The following is a 22,502-nucleotide window of genomic DNA, read 5'->3' as shown; positions in this document are numbered from 1 at the left end:
GTTCCATAGGCCTTGGCCACAGGTGTCAGCAGCGAGGCGCGCTCATGAGCGGCTCGCCTCGCCTCCTCGCTCGTTTCCAAACGGGCGCGGTCGATGGAGGCTGCCGTGAGATAGCAGATTCCGCGGGCTGCGTGGATCTGCGACTTCATTGTCAGAAGCATGCGCTTCACATCCGCATGGTCGATGATGAAGCTCGCCTCCAATGAACCCTGCGCTTTGCCTTGGCGCCTTTCCTTGGCAAAGCCGAGGGCCTGCTGATAGGCGCGCTCAGCAATCCCCACACCCTGAAGGCCCATGGCAAGACGTGCATTGTTCATCATCGTGAACATGCAGTTGAGACCGCGGTTCTCCTCACCCACAAGCCAGCCGATGGCACCGCCCTTGTCACCGAAAATCATGGTGCAGGTGGGTGAGGCATGAATCCCAAGCTTGTGCTCGATGCCGCCGCAATGCACGTCGTTGCGGGTGCCATCAGGCAGAACCTTCGGCACGAGAAAGAGCGAAATCCCACGGGTTCCTGCCGGCGCATCGGGAAGCCGCGCGAGAACGAGATGGATGATGTTGTCTGTCAGATCGTGCTCACCATAAGTGATGAAGATCTTCTGTCCCGCGATCCAGTAGCTGCCATCCCCAACCGGCTCGGCGCGGCTGCGCATCGTGGAGAGATCGGAACCGGCCTGCGGCTCCGTCAGGTTCATGGTTCCCGTCCATTCTCCTGAAATGAGCTTGGACAGGTAACGCTCCTTAAGTTCCGCGCTGCCATGAACATCGATAGCCTCAACCGCACCTGCCGTAAGCAAGGGGCCCAAGGCGAACRCCATCGACGCGGAATTCCAGATTTCCGTGCATGCCGCCTGAACAAGGAACGGGAGCCCCTGCCCGCCCCATTCCGGATCGCAGGAAACGGAGTTCCACCCCGCCTCGGCCCAAGCCCGATAGGTATCCCGCCATCCTTGCGGAAGAGTGACCGTGCCGGCCTCCAGCTTTGCGCCGACCTGATCTCCGATACGGTTCAAAGGAGCGATGCGCTCGTTTCCGAAGCGGGCCGCCTCCTCGAGAATGGCTTCGACTAGATCGGGCGTCAGGTCACCATACAGGCCACTCTCAATCGCCTGATCGAGGCCAGCGACTTCATTGAGGGTGAAGAGAATGTCCTCGACGGGCGCGCGGTAACTCATTCGCATTCTTTCTTGCAGAAAATCAGGTCAGGCTCAGCGGCCGTGCTTAAGAAACCAGTTCGAAAGCGACAGCGATCCCCTGGCCGCCGCCGATGCACATGGTGGCGAGACCACGGCGACCACCGGAGCGCTTAAGTTCATGGATCGCCTTCACCGTAATGATTGCGCCGCTGGCACCGACCGGGTGCCCCAATGCGATAGCCCCGCCATTCGGGTTCGTCCTATCCCCCGGAAAGCCGAGATCACGCGCAACGGCACAGGCCTGTGCGGCGAATGCCTCGTTGGATTCAATGACATCGAAATCGTCGATCTTGAGACCTGTACGCTCAAGAAGCCTGCGCACGGCGGGAATGGGGCCAAGTCCCATTTCATCCGGCTCGACACCGCCATGGGCCCAATCGATGATCCTCGCGAGAGGCTTCAGGTTCCTGCGCTGAAGAGCCTCTTCACTCGCAAGAACCAGAGCAGCGGCTCCATCATTGATCGAGGATGCGTTGCCGGCCGTCACGGTGCCAGCCTTCTCGAAGACGGGTTTCAAACCGGCGAGCTTCTCGGCCAATGTATCAGGGCGGACATTCTCATCGGTATCGAATGCGCGCTCACCTTTTCCATCCTTGACCGTGACAGGCACGATCTGGTCGGCGAAGCGCTTTTCCTCGAGAGCTCGCGCGGCACGCTTATGGCTTTCGGCCGCGAACGCATCCTGATCCTCGCGAGAGATCTGCCGGCGGCGCGAAATGTTTTCCGCCRTCACGCCCATATGGCCGTGCCCGAACGGATCGCTGAGCGCACCGACCAGCGCATCGACTACCGTGCTGTCGCCCATCTTCTGCCCCCAGCGGGCGGACTGCATAAGGTATGGCGCGCGGCTCATCACCTCCGCGCCGCCTGCAACGGCCGTTTCACACTCGCCGAGCGTAATGGCCTGCGCCGCGCTGACGATGGCCTGCAGTCCGGAACCGCAGAGCCGGTTGACATTCATGGCAGGCGTCTCGATCGGCAGACCGGCCTTCAATGCGGCGACACGCGCGAGATACATGTCCTTAGGCTCGGTGTTGATGACATGTCCAAAGAATACTTGGCCGATCTCGTCCTCATTCAAACCCGAACGCGCGACAGCCTCCTTCGTGCAGAGTGCCGCAAGCTCTGTCGGAGCGTGGTTCTTCAGTGAACCGCCGAATACGCCGATTGCCGTTCTGACGGCACTTGCGATGAAAACGTCTTTGCGTGAAGAGGTCATGACTCTGCCTGCTTTCGAAACTTGGTTTAAGATTATGCAATCGATGCCGACGGTTCATCCAGCAACGAACGGCCAAGGGAGGCCGCAACCTCGACCATGGCTGCAGCACCAGCAGCATCCGAACTCGATGCATTGCCGTCAAGATAGCGCTTCTTCACGCCCTGCGTAATCGCAGCGAACCGAAATGCGTGGAACGCGAGCCACATATTCCAGTCGCCTGGAACCTCGATCCGGCTGAAATGCTGGAAGTCCCGGATGAATGCCACATCTGACGGCACGCCCAACTCATCGCGGCTCAGATCACCTAGACCCTTCACATGCCCTTCCCGCGGGAGGCGCAGCATCGTGCAAAAATAGGATAGGTCGACCAGCGGCGTGCCGAGGGTCGAAAGCTCCCAGTCCAGTATTCCGATGATCCTCGGCTCAGYCAGGTGAAAAACCAGATTGTCGAGGCGGAAATCGCCATGCACCAGGGCGACCCGCTCATCATCGGGCTTCCAGTCCGACAGGCGAGCGATCAGATCCTCCATCGCAGGGATGGTCTCGGTTTCAGACGCCCGGTACTGTTCAACCCACCGCGAAATCTGCCGCTGAACGTAGTTCCCACTCCGCCCATAATCCGCAAGCCCGACTTCCTGCACATTCAGGCGCGCCAGCTCGCCGAGAACACGGGCGATTTCCTTGTAGTAAGCTGCACGTTCTTCCTTCGGAATCTCAGGCAATGCAGGATCCCAGAAGATGCGCCCCTGGAGAAAGTCCATAACGAAGAACGGTGTGCCGACGATTGAAGAATCCTCGCACAGGAGCCGAGCCGTTGGAACCGGCACTGCACTTCCGCCAAGGGCCTTCATCACCCGATACTCCCGCTCGACCGCGTGAGCGGAGCGCAGGAGGACGCCAGGAGGCTTTCGGCGCAGGACATATCGCCCTGAGGCAGTCTCGATCAGGAAGGTGGGATTGGACTGTCCGCCTGGAAATTTCCGCGCCGTCGCCGGCCTCTGGAAGCCCGGCAGATGAGCTTCCAGGTAGGGCGTCAGTTTCTCCAGATCGAGATGGGCGATATCGCTCATGCCTTCGCAGTTCCATATTGCTTGAGAAGCTGCCTTCCAAGGCTCATCAGATGCACGGCATCAGGGCCATCGGCGATGCGGATCGTGCGGGCGTATTTCCAAGCGTCGGCGAGGAACGTATCCTGGCTCACGCCCATTGCACCGAACAGCTGAATGGCCCTGTCAATGACGGTCTGCGCCATCGAAGGCCCCACAATCTTGATCATTGCGATCATATCGCGGGCAGCCTTGTTGCCCTCGCGATCCATCTTGTCGGCGGCGGCCAGGGTGAGAAGCCGAGCCTGAGCGATCTCGCACGCGCTGCGGGCAATCTCCTCCCGAACCGTCCCCTGCTCCGCAAGCGGCTTTCCGAACGCTACACGCTCATGCGCGCGATGCGACATCATTTCCAGCGCCCGCTGCGCACAGCCGATCAGGCGCATGCAGTGGTGAATACGGCCCGGTCCCAGGCGTCCTTGCGCGATCTCGAAGCCTCTTCCCTCGCCCAGCAGGATATTCGCTTTGGGAACCCGCACGTTGTCGAACACGATCTCGGCGTGTCCATGGGGTGCATCGTCGTGTCCAAACACCTGCATGGGACGGATCATCTGCACGCCGGGCACATCGGTGGGCACGAGGATCATGGATTGCTGCTTGTGACTCTCGGCATCGGGATCCGTCTTCCCCATGACGATCATGATCTTGCACCGCGGATCGAGCGCGCCGCTCGCCCACCATTTGCGGCCGTTGATCACATAATCGTCGCCGTCGGCCTCGATCGAGCACCGGACATTCGTTGCGTCCGACGATGCCACTTCGGGCTCGGTCATGCAGAAGGCGGAGCGGATTTCGCCCTTCAGCAACGGCTCAAGCCAGCGTTTCTTCTGCTCCGGCGTGCCATAGCGAACGAAAACCTCCATGTTGCCGGTATCAGGAGCGTTGCAGTTGAACACCTCCGGCCCGATCAGCGAACGCCCCATGATCTCGCACAAAGGTGCGTATTCCAGATTGGATAGGCCCGCCCCGTACTCCGATTCAGGCAGCCAGAGGTTCCACAACCCCTGCTCTTTCGCCTTGGCCTTCAGCTCTTCCATGACGGGAGGAATGGTCCAGCGGTTGGACGCCGTTTCCACATGCGCATGATAAGCCGCCTCTGCCTTGTAAACATGCTCATTCATGAAAGCAGTCAGTCTGTCGGCAAGCACCTGCGTTTTAGTCGATGGAGTAAAATCCACAATCCTTCTCCTCGGTTGCCTTGCTAGAAGCCCTTCAGCAAAGCGCCGCCTTCAACGGCCAGAATGGAACCCGTCATGAAACTTCCCGCATCGGATGCAAGCAGGAGGATCGGCCCGTCGAGCTCCTCCAACCCGCCTAAGCGGCGGGGAAAGAGCTTGTCGACATAGGCCTGGCCTTGAGGGCTTGCGAAAAACTCGGCGTTGATCTCGGTTTGGAAATATCCGGGCGCGATAGCGTTCACCCTGACATTCGAGCGTCCGAGTTCAAGCGCCATGACGCGTGTGAGCTGAATGACGCCGGCCTTGGCCGCGGCATAGTTCGCCTGGTTTCTTTGAACTGCAATTCCGAGCGCGGACGAGATGTTGATGATGGACCCTCTGTTCCGGGACGCCATCCGTCGCGCAGCAACCTGTGCCACGCGCCAGACGCCGGTGAGATTGGTCTCGACCACATGACTCCAGGCCTCCTCGGTCATATCGAGGAAGGAGGCCGTATCCGCAGTTCCGGCGTTGTTGACCAGAMTATCGATAGGCCCAAGCGCCTCCTCGGCAACCTCGAAGCCTCGCTCGACGCTGGCGCGATCCGTCACATCGAGCTCGACGCTCAGCGCGCGCCGCCCCGCGCTCTCGATATCCTTTTGCAGGTCTTCGAGCCGATCCCGGCGGCGGGCGGCGAGAACGACATTGGCTCCCGCCGCAGAAAGCGTAGCCGCGATGTGCCGCCCGATTCCACTCGAAGCTCCCGTCACCAGGGCTGTCTTGYCCTCCAGCGAGAAGCGCGACTTATCGTCTAAAACCACGAGAATTCTCCCCTAAACCCGCCATCTCCAGCGGATGTTCGGATACTAGGCGTTGATCAGGTCACGCAGCGATCGCTTCAGGACTTTTCCATTAGGATTGCGCGGCAACCCGTCGGGCAGGAACGTCACGAAGTCCGGCACCTTGTAATCCGCGAGCATGGAACGGCAGAAGTCGCGAATGGTCTTCTCGTCCACATCATCGGACTTGCGCGCCACGAAGACATGCAGCTTCTCACCGAGAACGGGATCCGGATGAGACACGGCAGCCGCTTCGATGATACCAGGATGCCGGGACAAAACGTTTTCGACCTCTACGCTGTAGATCTTGTATCCGCCACGGTTGATGACATCGTTCTTGCGGTCGAAGAGACGGAGCATTCCGTCCGCATCGACGGATCCGACATCGCCGGAGCGCCAATAGCCATCGACGAAGGACGCACGTGTCGCCTCGTCCCGCTCCCAATAACCGCGGATGGTCATGGGTCCTCGGATCCAGACTTCACCCGCCACGCCGGCAGGAGCTTCCTTTCCTTCATCGTCGACGATGCGAAGGTCACCACAAGGCACTGCCGCTCCCACGGAGTCGAGGCACTGGCGCGTGTAGCCGATCGGCACAAGGCTAATGATCGTGGCGCATTCCGTCGAGCCATAGGCATTGAGCAAGTGGAGATTAGGAAGGCGCTCGGCCATGGCCTCGATGCTGGCCTCCGGCATGGGCGCGCCGCCGAAGCCACCAATGCGCCACGCGGACAGGTCCAGCCCCGACACATCTCCGCGTAGCAGGATCAGGTTGTACATGGCCGGAACGAGCACAGTCGTTGTCATGCGCTCGTTACTGGCGAGCGCCAGATAGGCAGCAACATCGAAGCTGCGCATCATGATCGTGCAGCCTGCCACCTGGATCATGCTCGTGATGATCGCCACCAGACCCGTCACGTGAGAGGCCGGAACGGCAAGGATCGCCCGCTCTCCATCCTCGAACTCCCAGCACTCCTGGAAGTGCATCGAGGAGTGGATGATATTCACGTGGGAAAGGATCGCGCCTTTCGGCTGCCCTGTGGTGCCGGAGGTATAAAGCATGACGGCTCCATCCTCCTCGTCGATGGCGACAGGAGCAAAGGCGCTTCCCCCAGAAAGCAGCGTCTCGAATGTCTCGGCCGCAGGGACCGCACCGCCAACCGAAATCCGAAGTGTCAGGCTGGGCGAAACATCCGATGAAGGAATTCTCTCGGCAAGATCGGCCTCGAAGATGATCCCGTTCGCGCGGCAATTATTGAGGATAAAGGCGATCCCAGGCCCCGCTTCTCTCGTCCCGATGGGAACGGAAATCGCGCCGAGGCGGCTCAAGGCCAGGAGAGAGGCAATGAACTCGACCCTGTTGGAGAGAAGAATGCCGACCCGATCCCCCTTTGCGATGCCACGGGCCGACAGCCCTTCGGCGAGCTTCTGGACCTGACCGTCCAGATCTGCGTAGGAAACACGCCGTTCACCATCGACCACAGCTTCCTGCTTCGGCGCACGCGCGACCGCCGCCTTGAACATGGCGTCGATCGAAGCCGGGCGCTGCTGATAGCAGGATACCAACCGTGAGCCGAACAGCAGCTCTCTGCGTTTCGCAAAGCGCTCCTTCCACGGAGATGCCATTGGGTGTCTCCTCTCCTTGGCCCGTCTTGCCGCGGGCCTCAGGCATTTCAAGGTATGAAATGCCTATCGCAAAGTGACATATCCTCCCCGAGCAGGCAAGTCCGCATCCCGGTCTTTTCGCGGCAGTCGCCTAACGGCGTTACCAAGTATCGATGAATCGCGATCGTATAGTTCTGTCCTTAGGCGCTGCCTGGGCAACCTGAAAGCTTCTGGCAATCCAGTTCCGTGTTTCAGCCGGGTCGATCACATCATCGACTTCAAGATAGGTTGCGACATTGAGCGCTTTGCCGTGCTGATAGAGCGTCTGGACCTTTTCCTCGAAGAGAGCTTTGCGCGCGACAGGATCCTGCACGGCCTCGAGTTCGGAGCGATAAGCCAGGCGAACCGCACCCTCCAGCCCCATCCCGCCGAACTCGGCCGTAGGCCATGCGATAGTCGCGAACGGAGCATGGGTCGAGCCTGCGGCCATCGCCATGGCGCCCAGGCCGTAAGCCTTTCGCAGAACGACCGTAAGGATGGGCACCTGCATGCCGGCGGAGACGACGAACATGCGTGAGACATGGCGCACGACGCCGGTCTTTTCCGCCTCGGGCCCCACCATGAAACCTGGCGTATCGCACAGCGAAACAATCGGCAATCCGAATGCATTACAGAGCTGCATGAACCGCGCAGCCTTGTCGGCGCAATTCGCGTCGATAGCGCCCGCCATATGGATCGAGTTGTTCGCAATGATGCCGACCGCCCTGCCCTCGATACGGGCAAGAGCCGTCACCATGGCAGGAGAGAAGGCCGACCGCAGTTCCAGAACACTGTCCGTGTCGCACATGCCATGAATGACCGCGCGGACATCATGGGTTCTCAAACGGTTCTCAGGAATGGCATGGCGCAACTGCCGCTGATCTTCGCATGACCAGTCGCTCTTGGCACCCTGAAAATAGGACAGATACTGCTTGGCTGTCGCGACAGCTTCTTCCTCATTCTCGACGACGATGTCGACAACGCCATTGGGCGCCTGCACTGAGACCGGGCCGACTTGCTCGGGCGTGAATGTCCCCAGTCCACCGCCCTCGATCATAGCCGGCCCCGCCATGCCGATGGTTGCATCCTTTGTCGCGATGATCACATCGCAGCAACCCAGGAGCGCGGCATTTCCCGCGAAGCATCGACCCGCTGCAATTCCCACCAATGGCACGATACCACTGAGCGCCGCAAAGCGACGGAAGGTCATGGATTCAAGTCCACTGACGCCAAGATGGTCCGTATCACCGGGCCGCCCTCCTCCGCCTTCGGCAAAGGTGATGACCGGTAACCGCCATTGCTCCGCAAGCTGGAGCATCCTGTCCTTCTTGCGATGAGCCATGATGCCCTGGGTGCCGGCGAGTACGGTATAGTCGTAAGCCAGAACCATGCAGCGGGTCTGTTCCGGCGGGAAGAGACTCCCGTTCACCGAACCAATACCGGCAATCATGCCGTCAGCCGGATAAGAGGCGATGRGGTCCTCGACGGGGCGCCGACCCCTTTGAGCTGGGATCGAAAGAGCGCCATATTCCACGAAGCTCTCGGGATCGAAGAGATCCGCAATGTTCTCACGAGCTGTACGCTGCCCACGTGCATGCCTCTTTCCGACGGCATCGGGACGCGCCTCATCAGCCAATCCCGCACGCCGATCAAAGAGCTCCTGAAGGTCAGGGCGGATGGCATCCAAGTCAATACGCTTTGCTTCGTCGATGGAAACTTCCTGTCCTTCCAAAGGCCGCAGCGCCAAGAGCGGCTGCCCGGTCTGGACCGATGACTGAGGCAGCGAGAGAAGTCGTTCGACAATACCGGCAGATGCACTCGTTACGACAATCTCCATCTTCATCGCTTCGATGACAGCAACTTGCTGTCCCGCGGCAACAATGTCACCTTCCTTCACGTCGAAGCCGACAAGCATGCCATGCATCGTCGAGGAGATTGTATAGAGCCCATCCTCATCGACAGTACCCGGCAGTGATGAAGCGTCACTGGCGATACCTGCGAGGGAAGCGAGTTCTTGGAGATGGTTCTCGACAAACCGAGTCGTGAATTGCTGGCGTCCGATTTCCTCGCGGTCGAGGATGGCAAGGAGGAAAGCAATGTTCGTCTCGACACCTTCGATCCTGAACTCCTGCACCGCCCTCCTCGCCCGGCGAACGGCATCCTCGAACGACCCGCGCGGAGTATGCACAATGACCTTCGCGATCAGGGAATCGAAGGAAGGCGAGGTCACATATCCCGTATAGCCATAGGTATCCACACGCACGCCCGGGCCGGATGACGGCTCGAAGGCTGCTAGTTGCCCGGACGCCGGCAAGGCCGTGCCATCGGGCTGAATGCGCTCCATGTTGATGCGCGCCTGAATGGCGTACCCTCGGGGTTCCGGGATATCCGGTTGAGACAGGCCGATATCGGCAAGCGTCGCTCCGCCAGCGATATCGAGCTGCGCGTTCACGAGATCGAGGCCCAGAACCTCCTCCGTGACCGTATGCTCGACCTGGATTCTAGGATTTGCTTCCATGAAGACGAACTGAGCGGCGCCGGGCTGAGAGGATCGTACGAGAAACTCGAAGGTTCCCACGCCTCTATACTTGACCTTTCTCGCCATCACCGTGGCGGCACGCACCATCGCCTCGCGCGTTCTTGCATCCAGTCCCGGGCATGGGGCGATCTCAACGAGTTTCTGATGTCTGCGCTGAAGACTGCACTCACGCTCATAGAGATGGCTGACAGCACCGGTCCCGTCTCCGATGATCTGAACTTCCACATGCCGGGCGTCTTGGACAATCTCCTCGACATAAACATCCGCCACGCCAAAAGCCGCACGGGCTTCCGATTGGCAGCGTTCATATGCAGCCGCTAGGTCATCGAAGGAGTCGACGGCCCGCATTCCACGTCCGCCGCCGCCCGCGACAGCCTTGATCATCACCTTCCCGTCAGGACCAAGCGAGTGATAGAATGCTTCGACATCCTTGAGACTGGTTGCCCCGTTCGTTCCCTTCGCAAGCGGGACATCGCAGGACATTGCATAAGCACGGGCCTGAACCTTGTCGCCGAACAGGTTCAAAACGTCTGCCGTTGGGCCGACGAAGACAATGCCGCGCTCCTCGCACTCCTGTGCGAATGCGGCATTCTCGCTCAAGAACCCATAACCTGGATGAATGGCATCGCAGCCCGATGCTTCAGCAACATCTAGAATCTGCTTGGTGTCGAGATAGGCCGAGACTCCCCTTCCCTTGAGCGCCACGCTTGCATCGGTCCGCCGAACATGAAGCGATGTGGCATCATCCTCCGAATACACGGAGACGGTGCGAATACCCCGCTCAGCGGCTGCCCGGGCGATGCGCACTGCGATCTCCCCACGATTGGCAATCAGGAGGGTTTTCAAGGGCATGGACGGATACTCAAGATGTGCATGTCAAAACTAAACCTGTCACGCAGGCTCGAAAACCGGAACGAACTGTCCATTCTCGCTGGACTGAAACGCCACCCGCACCGGCATTCCAACCTCGATGCGGTCGAAGTCGCAGCGAACGATATTCGTCATCATGGTCACCTCTTCCTCCAGCGCGACATAGGCAATGGCATAGGGAACTTTGGCGCGCCGCATGACGCTGTAGGAATAGACCGTTCCTCTGCCGGATGCCTGGACTAGTTCCGTCTCGGCGCTGAGACACTTGGGGCATCGCGTGCGTGGATAAAAGTGGACTTCCCCACAAGAGCGACATTTGCCGATCATCAGCTTCCGCTCCCCGGCGGCAATCCAATATTTCTGCGTATCGACAGTCGGTTCCGGCGACTCGAGCACACGTTCGGTCATTCTCAAGCCTCCCGTTCCATGATCAATGTTGCAGCGGCATGGCGCGTGCCCAACGATCCGCCCATCGCCTGAGCCAAAACCAGATCGCAATTCGGCACCTGAACCTGCGGGCGAGCCTCGCCGCGCAACTGACGAACGGCTTCGATGATCTTCGTCATGCCGCCGCGATAGCCAGGATGATTGTTGCAGAGGCCACCCCCATCCGTGTTCACGGGAAGACGGCCAACGCCGGAGATCAAGTTTCCATCTGCGACGAAGCGTCCGCCCTCGCCCTTCTTGCAGAAGCCGAGATCCTCGAGCTGCATGAGAACCGTGATCGTGAAGCTGTCATAGATTGAGGCATACTTGATGTCGCTCGGGGAAATCCCCGCTTCAGCAAAGGCGTTGGCGCCGGACCAGGCCGCCGCCGAGTAGGTCAGGTCCACATGCCCGCCCATCTGATGCTTGGCGGCCTCGCCATGCCCCAGAACTTTCACACTGGGTCTCTTGAGGCTTTTCGCAATTTCCGGACGTACGATGATTGCGGCTCCGCCACCATCGCTGACAACGCAGCAATCCATCCGGTGAAGCGGGTCCGCGATCATGGGAGAGTTCAGCACTTCCTCCACGGTCACGACCTTCGGCAGCATGGCATTGGGATTGTGCTGCGCGTGGTGTGAGGCCGCGACCTTGACCCAGGCCAACTGCTCGCTCGTGGTCCCGAACTCGTACATGTGCCGCATGGCCGCGAGCGCGTATTCGTTGACGAGCTCCGCTCCATAAGGAAGCTCGAATTGAAGATCCGGCGTGGAGGCCGGAAACGGCCTTGGCGCGACCCCGCCTGCGGCGGCCTCAGCCCTTGGGCGGCCAGCCATGGTGATGACCGCGACGTTGAGCTTTCCCGCAGCAATTGCCTCGGCCGCATGTGCGACCTGCGACAGATAGGTCGCACCGCCGCTCTCGGATGCCTCCACGTGATTCACGCGCATTCCGAGATAGTCGAGCATCGACAACGCGCCGAGACCCGGGGCATCGCTGTCGCAGAAGAAGCCGTCGACATCGGATTTTTCCAATCCGGCATCCGCCAGCGCTCCCTTGATGACATCCGCATGAAGCTCTGCGAGCGAGAGGTTGTCCGCTTTGCGGGTTGGATGCTCGTAGACGCCTGCAATATAGGCTTGGCCCTTGATGCTCATCGTATTTTTGCTTTCCTCGACATCATGCGGGCTTCTCAGGACACTGCAGCGAAGCGGCCCGTATGGGCACGCTCGCGGAGCAAGGAGGCTGGCTCCCACCCGGCATCAGGTTCCTGCGCATGAAAGGTCGAGATCTGATCGAGAACTTTCCCGAGGCCAACCTGTTCTGCATAGAACATCGGTCCACCCTTATGCGCGGGGAAGCCGTAGCCGCTCACATAGACCGTATCGATATCGGAGGATCGCTGCGCAATTCCCTCTTGAAGGATCTTCGCGCCCTCATTCGTCAGGGCATAGATGCATTTCTGGACGATCTCATCGTCCGAGATGGTCCGAGGCGTGATGCCGTTACGCTTGCGCCAATCGACGATCAACTCCTCCGCTTCAGGATTCGGATGCCGCGACCGATCGCCTTTCTGGTATTTGTACCATCCTTGTCCGGTTTTCTGACCGAACCAGCCCATCTCGCAAAGTTCATCCGCAAATCCCGGAGAACGATAATCCGGGTTCTCGGCAATCCGGCGTTTCCGATCCAACCAGCTGATGTCGTTGCCCGCGAGGTCGGACATGGCAAACGGTCCCATGGCCATGCCAAACTTCTCTATGGCTTCATCGACCTGCTGAGGTGAAGCGCCCTCAGCCACGAGTTCCAAGCCGCGTAGCGCGTACCGCTCCACCATCCTGTTTCCGATAAACCCATCGCAAACGCCGGAGACGACACCGACCTTGCCGATCTTCTTGGCGATCTCCATCGCCGTGGCAAGAACGTCGGGAGCGGTCTTGTCAGCCCGCACGATCTCCAGAAGACGCATGATGTTGGCAGGGCTGAAGAAATGCAGCCCGATCACATCCTTCGGTCGGCTCGTCTGCGCCGCAATTTCGTTGACATCGAGGAACGAGGTGTTGGTTGCGAGGATCGCACCTTGCCTGACGATCCTGTCGAGGCGCTGGAACACATCCCGCTTGACATCCATGTTCTCGAAGACGGCTTCGATGACAAGATCGACATCGGCCAATTCTTCGATAGCATTGACGAAGTTGAGGCGGGAGAAGCGGTCTCTGGCCTCATCCGCACCCATCCGCCCACGGCTCACTGCAGAATCGTAGGTTTCCTTGGCGCGCCCCTTGCTTCGATCCAGCGCATCGTTGTTCGCGTCGAATATACGAACCCGATAGCCGCCATTTGCGAACGCAAGTGCAATGCCGGTTCCCATGGTTCCGGATCCGACGATGCCGACCAGTTCAACTTTTCGACGTGGCGTATCGGGCGGGAGGTCCGCTATCCGGCTAGCTGCGCGCTCAGAAAAGAATACGTGCCGCAAGGCAGCGGATTCAGGGCTTTCCACCAGCTCCGCGAAGCACTGACGCTCGAACGCCAGCCCCTCATCGAAAGACCGATTGGCCGCAGCTTCCACACAATCCACAATCCTGGCTGGGGCTGGCGCACCCCTGCCCGGCTTCTGCGCGGCCTTGCGGGCCTTGTCGAAGAACTGCTCACGGCCCTCGCTCGGCAGATTGACGGATAGATCTCGTGCACGCCTGAGTGGGCCACCGGTCTTTACGTGATCCGCTGCGAGACGGCGGGCCGTTTCGACAGGGTCATCGCCAATCTCGTCGACCAGTCCGATTTCCTTGGCCTCTGTTCCGTTCACGAACGATCCGCTCGTCATCAGGGCAATGGCCTTCTCGGCGGATACCAGACGCGGAAGACGTTGAGTGCCGCCTGCGCCCGGAAGCACGCCAAGCTTGACCTCCGGCAATCCAAGTCGTGCGGATGGTGCTGCAACGCGCATGTGGCACGCCAGGGCGATTTCCAGCCCGCCGCCGAGGGCCACACCCGCAATCGCCGCGATGACGGGCTTTTGCGCAGCGTCGCACAATTCTTCGATTGCGACGAGATCGGGCTGGGACGTCGCAGCCGGCGTGTTGAATTCCCGAACATCGGCGCCGCCACTGAAATTCTTGCCGCTGCCTGCAAGAATGACAGCTTTCACCTCCGGATCCGCAAGCGCTTCGGACAGCGCCCGATGGATGCTTTCACGCACCGCCAAGCTGAGACTATCGACAGGCGGATTGCTCCACCGGATTTCAGCGATACCGTCATTAAGGGTGTAGCTTTGGGTCATATCAGTCCTGGAGCAGTGCGAATGGAGCGCAGTTCAAGGCCGCCCAGTGGGAGCTGGGCGGCCCAGGGCATTACTTCTGCGGGATCGGGATCCACGCCTTCTTGGCGGTGTCGGCGATGGTGTAGCGCATGCTGAGATCCGAAACGCGAGTCTCCGGCGTGAAGCTGAGAGGCGACGTAATGTCGTCGGTTCCGAGGTTCTTGGTCGTCTCCAGCTTCTCGATGACACAGACGCGGGTGACGTCCTTCCCGCAGCGCTGGATCGCATCCGCGATCAGCTTGATACCGACATAGCCGGTCAGGCTGTAGCGGTTCAGCTTCGAGACCTCATCTGCCGTCAGATACTTCTTCGCCTTCTCCAGGAAGCGCTGGCCCGACGGGTCCGAGAACTCGCCTACGTAATCGGCGGCGATTACGCCTTCTGCGGCTTCACCCATCAGATCGATGATCTGCGGAATGCGCCCAGACCAGAGCATCGCCAATTCCGCATTCATGCCTGTGCGACGCATTTCCTTCGCGATCGCCACGTTCTCGCCGATGATGCCGCCGGAAACGATAGTGGTGGCGCCCAGCTGCTTGGCCTTGAGAACCTCGGCCGCGAATTCTTTCTGACCGCGCTTGTAGCGAAGCACGCCGACGGATTCGAGCTTCAACTCCTTCAATGCCTGCTCGTAGCCATGCTGAACATCATCGCCGTAATCGTCGTCCTGCACGATCGCGATGTATTTGCCGCCGGGTTTCCGCCCGGCGAGGAATTTCACCATCTCATAGGTCGCGGCGCCATAAGGCTTTCCGACGACGAACAGGTTTTTGTGCATGGGGGAGAACATGACGCTGTTTGGAGCTGCAGTCTGCAGCATGGGAGCGCCCTTCTCCTCGATCAGCGGCAATGCCGCCATGGTCGAGGCTGCGCCGGATGAGGCCGTGATTGCCAGAACCTTGTCGACATCCAGGAGCTTGCGAGCGGCCTGAACGGTTCGGGCAGGGACGTAGCCGTCATCCTCGAAGAAGCGAACGAGCTTGCGACCGTTGATCCCGCCGGCTTCATTGATCTCCGCAGCAGCGACCTTCTCGCCAAGATCATGTGCGATACCGACCAGGGCGCCGGGGCCGGTCAACGCGGTGGAGCCGCCAAGTGTGACCTGGGTATCGGTCACCCCGTCTTCTGCCTGCGCCGTCGAGATTGCGCCTGCCATGGCCAGAGCGAGCACTAAACTGCTAATTCCAGTCTTCCTCATTGTCGTTTCCTCTCCGATGATCGGGTTCGTCCCGGTTGATGTTTTCGATTCAGTAAGGGAGCGGCCATTGCCGCACGCGTATTTTCAAACGTCTGATCAAGCCGATCAGGCCGCTTGGAGCGAACCTGAGGAACAGGATGATCACGAGGCCGTAGATGACGCCTTTGATCTCCTGCGCATTCGACGAGAACAGGTCGCCGAGAGATGATGAGCTGAGGTACGAGAAGCCGAGACGAGCCACCTCCGGCAATAGCACCATGAATGCGCTGCCGAGGATCATGCCTGGGATCGACCCGAGTCCACCGACGATGGCAATCGACACCGCCTCGATAGACAACAGCAGCTCGAAGCTTTCCACATTGAGATAGCGCAGGTGCATCCCGAAGAGTCCGCCTGCCATACCGATCACCGCAGAGCTGATGCCGAACGACAACAGCTTGTAGGCAACCACATTGACCCCGAGGACGCGCGCAGCAACCTCGTAATCCCGGATCGCAAAGAACGCCCGCCCGAGAAAGGAGCGCCGAATGTTGATGGCGATCCAGATGGTGATCAGCAGCACGACGAGGCAGATGTAGAAGAGAGCGCGATCACTCGTCAGATCGATCCCGAAGAGGATCGGACGGCGCACCTGCGTCCCGGATGATCCACCGGTGAGCGGCTTCGCCAGGAGAATGACGTGATTGGTGATGACGGAGAAAGCCAGCGTCGTAATGGCCAGGTAAAGCCCGCGCAGGCGAAGCGAGGGAATGCCAACGAGCAGACTGGCGAGACCTGCCACCAAGCCCGCCATTGGCAACGCTACGAGGAAAGACCAGCCGAGCTTGTTCATGAAATACGCATTGGCGTAGGCGCCGATGGCCAGGAAACCTGCATAGCCCAGCGATACAAGACCGGTCCAACCGACCAGGATGTTGAAGCCCACCGCTCCGACCGCGGCGATCAGAATAAGCGTTCCAAAGCCGATGGAATAGGAATTTGCCATGAGAGGGAACGCCGCGACAATCGCCGCCAGCAGGGCGAACTGAAGGCCGGCGATTGGAGTGCGGATGACACGGGTGAAATCCGCGTATGACCTGGGAAATACAGCTCCTTGCATCAGACGCGCTCCACATCCCGTTCGCCGAACAGACCGTTCGGCTTGACCATCAACATCAGGATGATCGCCACGAAGCCTGCGATTTCCTTCAGGCTAGTATCGAAATAACCACCGACGACATTCTCCGTGACTCCGATGATAAGCCCGCCGACGGCAGAACCTGTCACGGCATCAAGTCCACCCAGGATCGTTGCCGGGAAAGCCTTCAGGCCAACCACGAAAAGGTCTGGCCCCACATAGGTCGTCAATGCGAACAGAATGCCGGCCAGTCCCGATAGAGCGGCGGCGCCGGCCCAGCTCAGCGATGAAATGCGCCTTACATCGACACCCATGAGCATGGCGACCTGCTCGCTGATGGCTGTTGCGCGCATCGCGGTGCCCAGGCGGCTGTATCTCAGGAAGATCCACACGGCGGCTGAGGCGGCAACGAAGATCACGATGCCGATGATTTGCGATGGATAAAGACCAATGCCGAAAACATCGACCACGCCTTGTCCGGAGACACCGGGGAACTCCTTCGGCTCGCTGCCCCAGAACAGCACGATGAGCGACCGCATGAGAATGGACAGACCGATCGTCGCCATGACGATGGCGAAGGGTGGTTGTCCGATCATGGGCCGGATGACGAGGCGTTCCGCAGTGACGCCAACGGCAACGCCGATCAACGGAGCCATCAAAAGTCCGACCCAGAATGGCGCTCCCGTCAGAAGCAAGGTCGACATCGTGACATAAGTGATCAGCATCATGATTTCGCCTTGGGCGAAATTGACGACGCCGGTTGCCTTGTAGATGAAGGCATAGGCCATGGCGATCAGGCCATAGATGGTTCCGATCGCGAGGCCCGAGATGACGAGTTCAGCCAGATACTGCATCTCTCATCTCCATTCTCGAGGGCAGGTCGGAAAAAGCGATGTCACGAATGAAAGACTCTCGACGCATGTTTCCAGTGGCGGTCAGGGTTCCTTCCTCCCGGCTGGCTTGGTCCTGCAGGATGATAACGTCTGTATGGACGCCATTCGGCATGTGCCGTGCGATAATCCGGGAGACCTCCGAGATCACGAACAACTGGGTCTCGGGGTGAGATGCCAGCGAGCGGAAGCTGGTATAGGAATGCCCATGCCGGCGCGCCCAGTCACCGACCGTGAGAGGATCGATCGCCGCGATCAGGCGCAGGTTCGAGCCATGCTGCAGCAATGCGGCGTGGGCGATATAGGGACTCTGCCGGATATCGCGTTCAGCACGCAGAACATGCTGGCTGACAGAGACGTCATTCCCTTCGCGACGCCCGAGAAGCTGAAAATGTCCACCTTCTTCGAGAGCCAGGTCTCCGGTTTCAAGCGGCATATCATCAGTCCATAGACGCACTTGACCATCACGGGCCAAATCATATCGCTGACCCGAGATGGATGCCCATGGTCCCTCACCGACCTTGACCATACTCCACCCGCAAGCTTCCGTAATTCCGTATCCTGTCAAAAGCGGCAGTTCGATCGCTGCGAAGAACCGATCCGTTTCGGGCTTCACCTCCGCGCTATGGCAAACAAGCTGTTTGACACGATGAAGACCAAGGTGCCGACGAAGCGCCATGCGCATCATCCAGCCCGTGACGCGTCCCGACTTGCCACCGAGCAAATTCCGGAACCTCGTCAGGTCACGCGGCGACGCATCCTGCATCTTCAGGATGAGGGACTGTGCCAGATGATTCCACTGCCAGGCGAGAGCGCTGACCCGATCCACGGCGATATCCCGCAAATCGATGGAAACCGTATCGATTCTCTCTCCGAAATAGAGCGTGCCACCTGTCAGAAGGTGCGGAACGGCACTGGCTACACGTTCGGCGAGGTGAGCGAAGGGCACCTGACAGAATACACCTGTCGTCTGCCCTTGACTTAAGACGACGGATACCTGCTTTGCACGCGCGATGATATCGGCATGCGACAGCCGGATAGGACGGCATACGCCGCCCGCCCCTGCCGTGAATGCGATCGTCGCGATGCTGTTCTGAACATGAGATGTGCCGATGGGGTCGCCGGCAGCCATATCCTCGACGCTCTGACCGGAATTGCCGGGTTCAGAGCGAAGCCAGAGCGTCTCGATCGATTGAGCTTCCAAAGCAATTTTCCGATCCAGGCGATCGACGATTGCCAGACGAGGCCGGACAGCTTCAACGGAGGAGACGATGTCGTGCTCGCTGCCATCCGGATATGGCGTCACGGAAATGCCGCCGAGCCATTGAGCTGCCAGGTCGGCGATGAGCCATTCCGGGCAAGCCTCTCCAATCAGAAGGAGCCTGTCGCCCCCACCGAAACCGAGACGGCTCAAGCCCAAAGCGCAGCGCTGAACCCGAGACAGGTATTCATTCCAGGACAGAGCGTGCCACACGCCCTTCTTCTTGAACTGAATCGCGACGGCATTCGGCGTTTGAGCGGCGCGCTCAATGAGAAGACTCGGAAGAGTAGTGGAAGATTGGGTTGCTATCATCGCTACTGACGCCCCAGATATGCGTCGATCACGAGCGGATTGCTCATGATCTCGTCGGGCGTCCCATTGGCGATCATCTGGCCGAAGTTCAACACGGTGACCCTGTCGGAAATATCCATGACGATTCCCATGTCGTGTTCGATCATCAGAATCGTGACACCAAGGGCGGAATTGATGTGCAGGACGAGGCGGGCAATGTCGGCTGTCTCTTCCTGGTTCATGCCCGACACCATCTCGTCCAGAAGAAGGATCTTGGGCTTCATGGCCAACGCACGGCCCAGCTCGACCCGCTTGCGCATGCCATAGGAGAGGCTGGAGACCTGCTTATGCCGCACCGTCGACAGGTCGAGAAAATCGATGATGTCCTCGACCGTGGCATAAGCCTCTGCTTCCGAGCGCCTTGCACTTGGGAGAAAGAAGCATGCCGAGATCACGTCAGCCGTACTGCGCGCATGATGTCCGACCAGAAGATTTTCCAGAACTGTCTCGTGAGGAAACAATGCGAGGTTCTGGAATGTCCTGCCGACGCCGAACTGGGCGAGCTTGTAAGGAGGGCAACGTGTCAGATCATGACCGTCGAATTGGATCGTGCCCTTGGTCGGCGGATAGACACGGCTGATTAGGTTGAACAGCGACGTCTTTCCCGCTCCGTTCGGCCCAATGATGCTGTGAATATGCCCTTCCTGAACCGAAAACGTCACGTCGCGCACCGCGTGCACGCCGCCGAATGATTTCGCCAATCCTGCAACCTTGAGAATTTCGGTCATTGCGGCCACCTCGCGCGCATGYGGATCGGAGCCTGCTCCCGCAGATTGCGGCGCACACCGTTCTCATTGAGACCGAGATAGAGCGACCGGATGATTGGATTACCCGCCAATTCGCCGGCCGGCCCTTCGAGAACCAGTTTCCCGTTCTCCATGATGTAGGCATGATCCGCAAATGAGAGCGCGAGCTGAGCGTTCTGCTCGATGAGCAGAATCGTCATGCCCTGCTCGTCGCGCAGACGCCTCAACGCGCGGAAAATCTCCTCGAAGATCATCGGCGCCAGTCCGAGGGACGGTTCATCGAGCATGAGCATATGGGGATCCGCCATGAGCGCGCGTCCCACAGCGACCATCTGCTGCTCGCCACCAGAAAGGAGGCCGGAAATTCTTTCCAGCTTGTCCCGCAGCGGAGGGAACAAAGCCATCACCTTGTCGAAGGACTGCTGCAGATCGCCCTGCTTTCGGGTGAACCCGCCCATCATGAGGTTTTCGCGCACCGTTAGCCTGGCGAAGAGGCGCCGGCCTTCCGGAACAAGTGCAATTCCCGTCCGCACGATGGCATCGGAACGCAAGCCTACCAGCGACTGCCCTTCGAAGGAGATATCGCCATTCACAACCTCTCCACCTTCGGACGACAGAATTCCGGAAATGGCCTTCAGCAAGGTGGATTTACCGGCGCCATTCGTGCCGAGAAGCGCTACGATCTGCCCTTCCGGCGCGCGAAGCGACATGTCACGCACAGCTTCGACTGCTCTGCCATAGACGATCTTGGCATTGTCGATTCTCAGCAAATCTCTTGGAGGATGGCTCATCGCGATCGCGCCCCTGAGCTTGCGTTGACGACATCGCGGCGGATGTGAATCCCGGCTTCTTCTCTGTCCCACACATCGATAGTCACACCTTCTGCCCGAAGAAGGTGCTTTTCGATCTTCTGCGTCGGCGTCTTCGGAAGGTTCTCCATCACGCGAATGAAACGAGGGACCATGAAATAGGGAAGCCGGGGGCGGAGAAACTCGATGAGTTCGGCCGGATCGAGGGACGCCCCAGGAACCAGGGAAACCGCAACCAGCACTTCGCTCTCGCTGATCTCGCTGGGCACCGCGACAGCTGCAACCTCTCGAACGGCAGGATGAGCGATGATCTCGGCTTCGACCTCGAACGAGGAAATATTCTCTCCACGACGCCTGATCGTATCCTTGAGGCGATCGACGAAATAATAGTTCCCGACCTCGTCACGGCGAAAGGCATCGCCTGTATGGAACCAGCCATTGCGCCACGCTTTCGCGRTGGCCTCCGGCTCTTTGTAATAGCCGTGGTTCATGGCCCAGGGCTGATCCGTGCGAATGATGAGCTCGCCGATTTCGCCGATGGGAACTTCGCAATCCCACTCGTCAACGACTCGAACCTCGACACCGGGCCTCGATCGACCGCATGAACCGATCACGGTCGGGTTCGCCTGTGAGACCAGAGGTATCGAGATTTCTGTCATATTGAATGTTGCATAGACGTCGAAACCGAAGCGTTCATGCAGCAGCTGAGCATCTCCATCATAGGGCTGCGCGATGATCTTTCTCAGAGAACTGCTTCGCTCGATGCCACGATCCGGTTGTGAAAGCACGTAGCGCATCATTACGCCGAGCAGGATGACGAAGGTCGCCTTCGTTTTCTCGATCGTGTCCCAGAACTCTTCGGTCCTGAAGCGCTCTACGATTGCAACCGATCCGCCAAGCGTCATCATCATGATACAGGGCAGGATTCCGGATACGTGATACATGGGAAGGTTGACCATGTATCGGTCATCGGCGGTCATGAAATGAAGCGCCCGGCCTGCGGTATTAAGATGCAGGTAGGAACACATGACCCCTTTCGAAGGCCCCGTCGTACCTGACGTGTAGATGATGCATTGCAAGTCGAATGGGAGAATGGCTCGGCCGAGCGGTCCGGTCTCGTCACCGGCATTGTCGAGCGACTGGAGCGAAACAACCTTGAGAGTACCCAGATCCGGTAAAGGCCCGTCACATACAGCGACCGCTTCCAACTTGCCTTTTTCGATATCGTTCAAGCGCGCCGCGAACTGGGAGGTCGAGAGCAGCACCTTGCCTTCAGAATTCGTAACGACTCTTTCGAGCAACCCACCCTTATAAGCAGCATTCACCGGGACCGCCGTAGCGCCAAGGTAATTCGCCGCAAACCAGAAACGGAGCGCGTCCGGCCCATTCGGCAATGCGAGCAAAACTTTGTCGTCCTGACGTACACCCAAGCGCTCAAGACCGGCGGCCGCACGGCGCGTTTGGCGCAGCGTTTCGGCATAGGTCCATGCTTCGCCGTTTCCAAAAACCACATAGGTTTTATCGGGACATTCAATGACGCGCTTCTCCAGCATGTAGCGAAGGACACAATCCTCGACAGCAGGGATGCGTGGATCTTTTGTAACCGCGTTGATCATCGCTTCGGACAATTACATGGCCGAGAGCGTGATAGGACAAAAGGCAGCATGGAGCATATTCAATTCCTCCTTTTTTGTTGCGGGCCTTATGCCGGCCTCTTTTGCGGCAATCCTGGTGTTGCGGGAGTGTCGTGTCAATACATAAATTTTATTTCATCAGATGACACTCAACGATCTCGCATGCCGGCGGGAG

General features: G+C 59.2%; 17 protein-coding genes. All 17 read right to left on the bottom strand.

What is annotated here, in order from left to right:
• Window positions 1-1,178: acyl-CoA dehydrogenase family protein (locus ACXJKO_RS19010; RefSeq protein ID WP_457092646.1), on the bottom strand; the 1,178-nt coding region annotated here is incomplete at its 3' end.
• 46 nt (window positions 1,179-1,224) lie between these two features.
• Window positions 1,225-2,418, bottom strand: coding sequence for a beta-ketothiolase BktB (gene bktB / locus ACXJKO_RS19005; RefSeq protein WP_457092645.1), 1,194 nt, complete (start codon window positions 2,416-2,418; stop codon window positions 1,225-1,227).
• Between the two features lie 32 nt (window positions 2,419-2,450).
• Window positions 2,451-3,488 (bottom strand): phosphotransferase, encoded by a 1,038-nt coding sequence (locus ACXJKO_RS19000; protein WP_457092644.1) that lies wholly within the window; start codon window positions 3,486-3,488, stop codon window positions 2,451-2,453.
• The gene (locus tag ACXJKO_RS18995; protein ID WP_457092643.1) at window positions 3,485-4,702 is read right to left on the bottom strand and encodes an acyl-CoA dehydrogenase family protein; all 1,218 of its coding nucleotides are present in this window, start codon (window positions 4,700-4,702) and stop codon (window positions 3,485-3,487) included. Before ACXJKO_RS18995 ends, ACXJKO_RS19000 begins: the two co-directional genes overlap by 4 nt.
• A 23-nt stretch (window positions 4,703-4,725) precedes the next feature.
• Entirely contained in the window at window positions 4,726-5,502 is a 777-nt protein-coding gene (locus ACXJKO_RS18990; RefSeq protein ID WP_457092642.1) for an SDR family NAD(P)-dependent oxidoreductase, read from the bottom strand.
• Between the two features lie 45 nt (window positions 5,503-5,547).
• Complete coding sequence (locus tag ACXJKO_RS18985) at window positions 5,548-7,146, bottom strand: class I adenylate-forming enzyme family protein (protein ID WP_457092641.1); 1,599 nt, start codon at window positions 7,144-7,146, stop codon at window positions 5,548-5,550.
• Window positions 7,147-7,285: 139 nt separating this feature from the next.
• A complete protein-coding gene (locus ACXJKO_RS18980; RefSeq protein ID WP_457092640.1) occupies window positions 7,286-10,555 on the bottom strand; it encodes a carboxyl transferase domain-containing protein in 3,270 nt (1,089 codons plus the stop codon).
• 39 nt (window positions 10,556-10,594) lie between these two features.
• Entirely contained in the window at window positions 10,595-10,981 is a 387-nt protein-coding gene (locus ACXJKO_RS18975) for a Zn-ribbon domain-containing OB-fold protein (RefSeq protein WP_457092639.1), read from the bottom strand.
• A 2-nt stretch (window positions 10,982-10,983) separates the two neighbouring features.
• Window positions 10,984-12,156 (bottom strand): thiolase domain-containing protein, encoded by a 1,173-nt coding sequence (locus ACXJKO_RS18970; RefSeq protein WP_457092638.1) that lies wholly within the window; start codon window positions 12,154-12,156, stop codon window positions 10,984-10,986.
• 35 nt (window positions 12,157-12,191) lie between these two features.
• The gene (locus tag ACXJKO_RS18965; RefSeq protein ID WP_457092637.1) at window positions 12,192-14,282 is read right to left on the bottom strand and encodes a 3-hydroxyacyl-CoA dehydrogenase NAD-binding domain-containing protein; all 2,091 of its coding nucleotides are present in this window, start codon (window positions 14,280-14,282) and stop codon (window positions 12,192-12,194) included.
• A gap of 70 nt (window positions 14,283-14,352) precedes the next feature.
• Window positions 14,353-15,519, bottom strand: coding sequence for an ABC transporter substrate-binding protein (locus ACXJKO_RS18960; RefSeq protein WP_457092636.1), 1,167 nt, complete (start codon window positions 15,517-15,519; stop codon window positions 14,353-14,355).
• Between the two features lie 49 nt (window positions 15,520-15,568).
• Window positions 15,569-16,618 carry a branched-chain amino acid ABC transporter permease gene (locus tag ACXJKO_RS18955; protein WP_457092635.1) on the bottom strand — a complete coding sequence of 350 codons (1,050 nt, stop codon included), beginning with the start codon at window positions 16,616-16,618 and terminating at the stop codon, window positions 15,569-15,571.
• Window positions 16,618-17,490 (bottom strand): branched-chain amino acid ABC transporter permease, encoded by an 873-nt coding sequence (locus ACXJKO_RS18950; RefSeq protein WP_457092634.1) that lies wholly within the window; start codon window positions 17,488-17,490, stop codon window positions 16,618-16,620. The genes ACXJKO_RS18955 and ACXJKO_RS18950 overlap by 1 nt, the downstream gene beginning before the upstream one ends.
• A complete protein-coding gene (locus ACXJKO_RS18945; protein ID WP_457092633.1) occupies window positions 17,474-19,099 on the bottom strand; it encodes an AMP-binding protein in 1,626 nt (541 codons plus the stop codon). The genes ACXJKO_RS18950 and ACXJKO_RS18945 overlap by 17 nt, the downstream gene beginning before the upstream one ends.
• A 2-nt stretch (window positions 19,100-19,101) precedes the next feature.
• Window positions 19,102-19,866, bottom strand: a complete 765-nt coding sequence (locus ACXJKO_RS18940) for an ABC transporter ATP-binding protein (protein WP_457092632.1) — start codon at window positions 19,864-19,866, stop codon at window positions 19,102-19,104.
• On the bottom strand, window positions 19,863-20,675 hold the full coding sequence (locus ACXJKO_RS18935; protein WP_457092631.1) for an ABC transporter ATP-binding protein: 813 nt from the start codon (window positions 20,673-20,675) through the stop codon (window positions 19,863-19,865). The genes ACXJKO_RS18940 and ACXJKO_RS18935 overlap by 4 nt, the downstream gene beginning before the upstream one ends.
• A complete protein-coding gene (locus ACXJKO_RS18930) occupies window positions 20,672-22,246 on the bottom strand; it encodes an AMP-binding protein (RefSeq protein ID WP_457092630.1) in 1,575 nt (524 codons plus the stop codon). Before ACXJKO_RS18930 ends, ACXJKO_RS18935 begins: the two co-directional genes overlap by 4 nt.
• Window positions 22,247-22,502: the final 256 nt, after the last annotated feature.

This window comes from Microvirga sp. P5_D2 (assembly GCF_054049475.1).
The sequence above is the reverse complement of the archived record's forward strand: the minus strand, read 5'-3'. Positions and strand labels throughout refer to the sequence as shown.

Excerpts from the sequence above, each read along its gene's own strand:
- ACXJKO_RS18985 (WP_457092641.1), bottom strand. The coding sequence starts at position 7,146 with ATGGCATCTCCGTGGAAGGAGCGCTTTGCGAAACGCAGAGAGCTGCTG.
- ACXJKO_RS18975 (WP_457092639.1), bottom strand. The coding sequence starts at position 10,981 with ATGACCGAACGTGTGCTCGAGTCGCCGGAACCGACTGTCGATACGCAG.
- ACXJKO_RS18970 (WP_457092638.1), bottom strand. The coding sequence starts at position 12,156 with ATGAGCATCAAGGGCCAAGCCTATATTGCAGGCGTCTACGAGCATCCA.
- ACXJKO_RS18965 (WP_457092637.1), bottom strand. The coding sequence starts at position 14,282 with ATGACCCAAAGCTACACCCTTAATGACGGTATCGCTGAAATCCGGTGG.
- ACXJKO_RS18960 (WP_457092636.1), bottom strand. The coding sequence starts at position 15,519 with ATGAGGAAGACTGGAATTAGCAGTTTAGTGCTCGCTCTGGCCATGGCA.
- ACXJKO_RS18955 (WP_457092635.1), bottom strand. The coding sequence starts at position 16,618 with ATGCAAGGAGCTGTATTTCCCAGGTCATACGCGGATTTCACCCGTGTC.
- ACXJKO_RS18950 (WP_457092634.1), bottom strand. The coding sequence starts at position 17,490 with ATGCAGTATCTGGCTGAACTCGTCATCTCGGGCCTCGCGATCGGAACC.
- ACXJKO_RS18945 (WP_457092633.1), bottom strand. The coding sequence starts at position 19,099 with ATGATAGCAACCCAATCTTCCACTACTCTTCCGAGTCTTCTCATTGAG.
- ACXJKO_RS18940 (WP_457092632.1), bottom strand. The coding sequence starts at position 19,866 with ATGACCGAAATTCTCAAGGTTGCAGGATTGGCGAAATCATTCGGCGGC.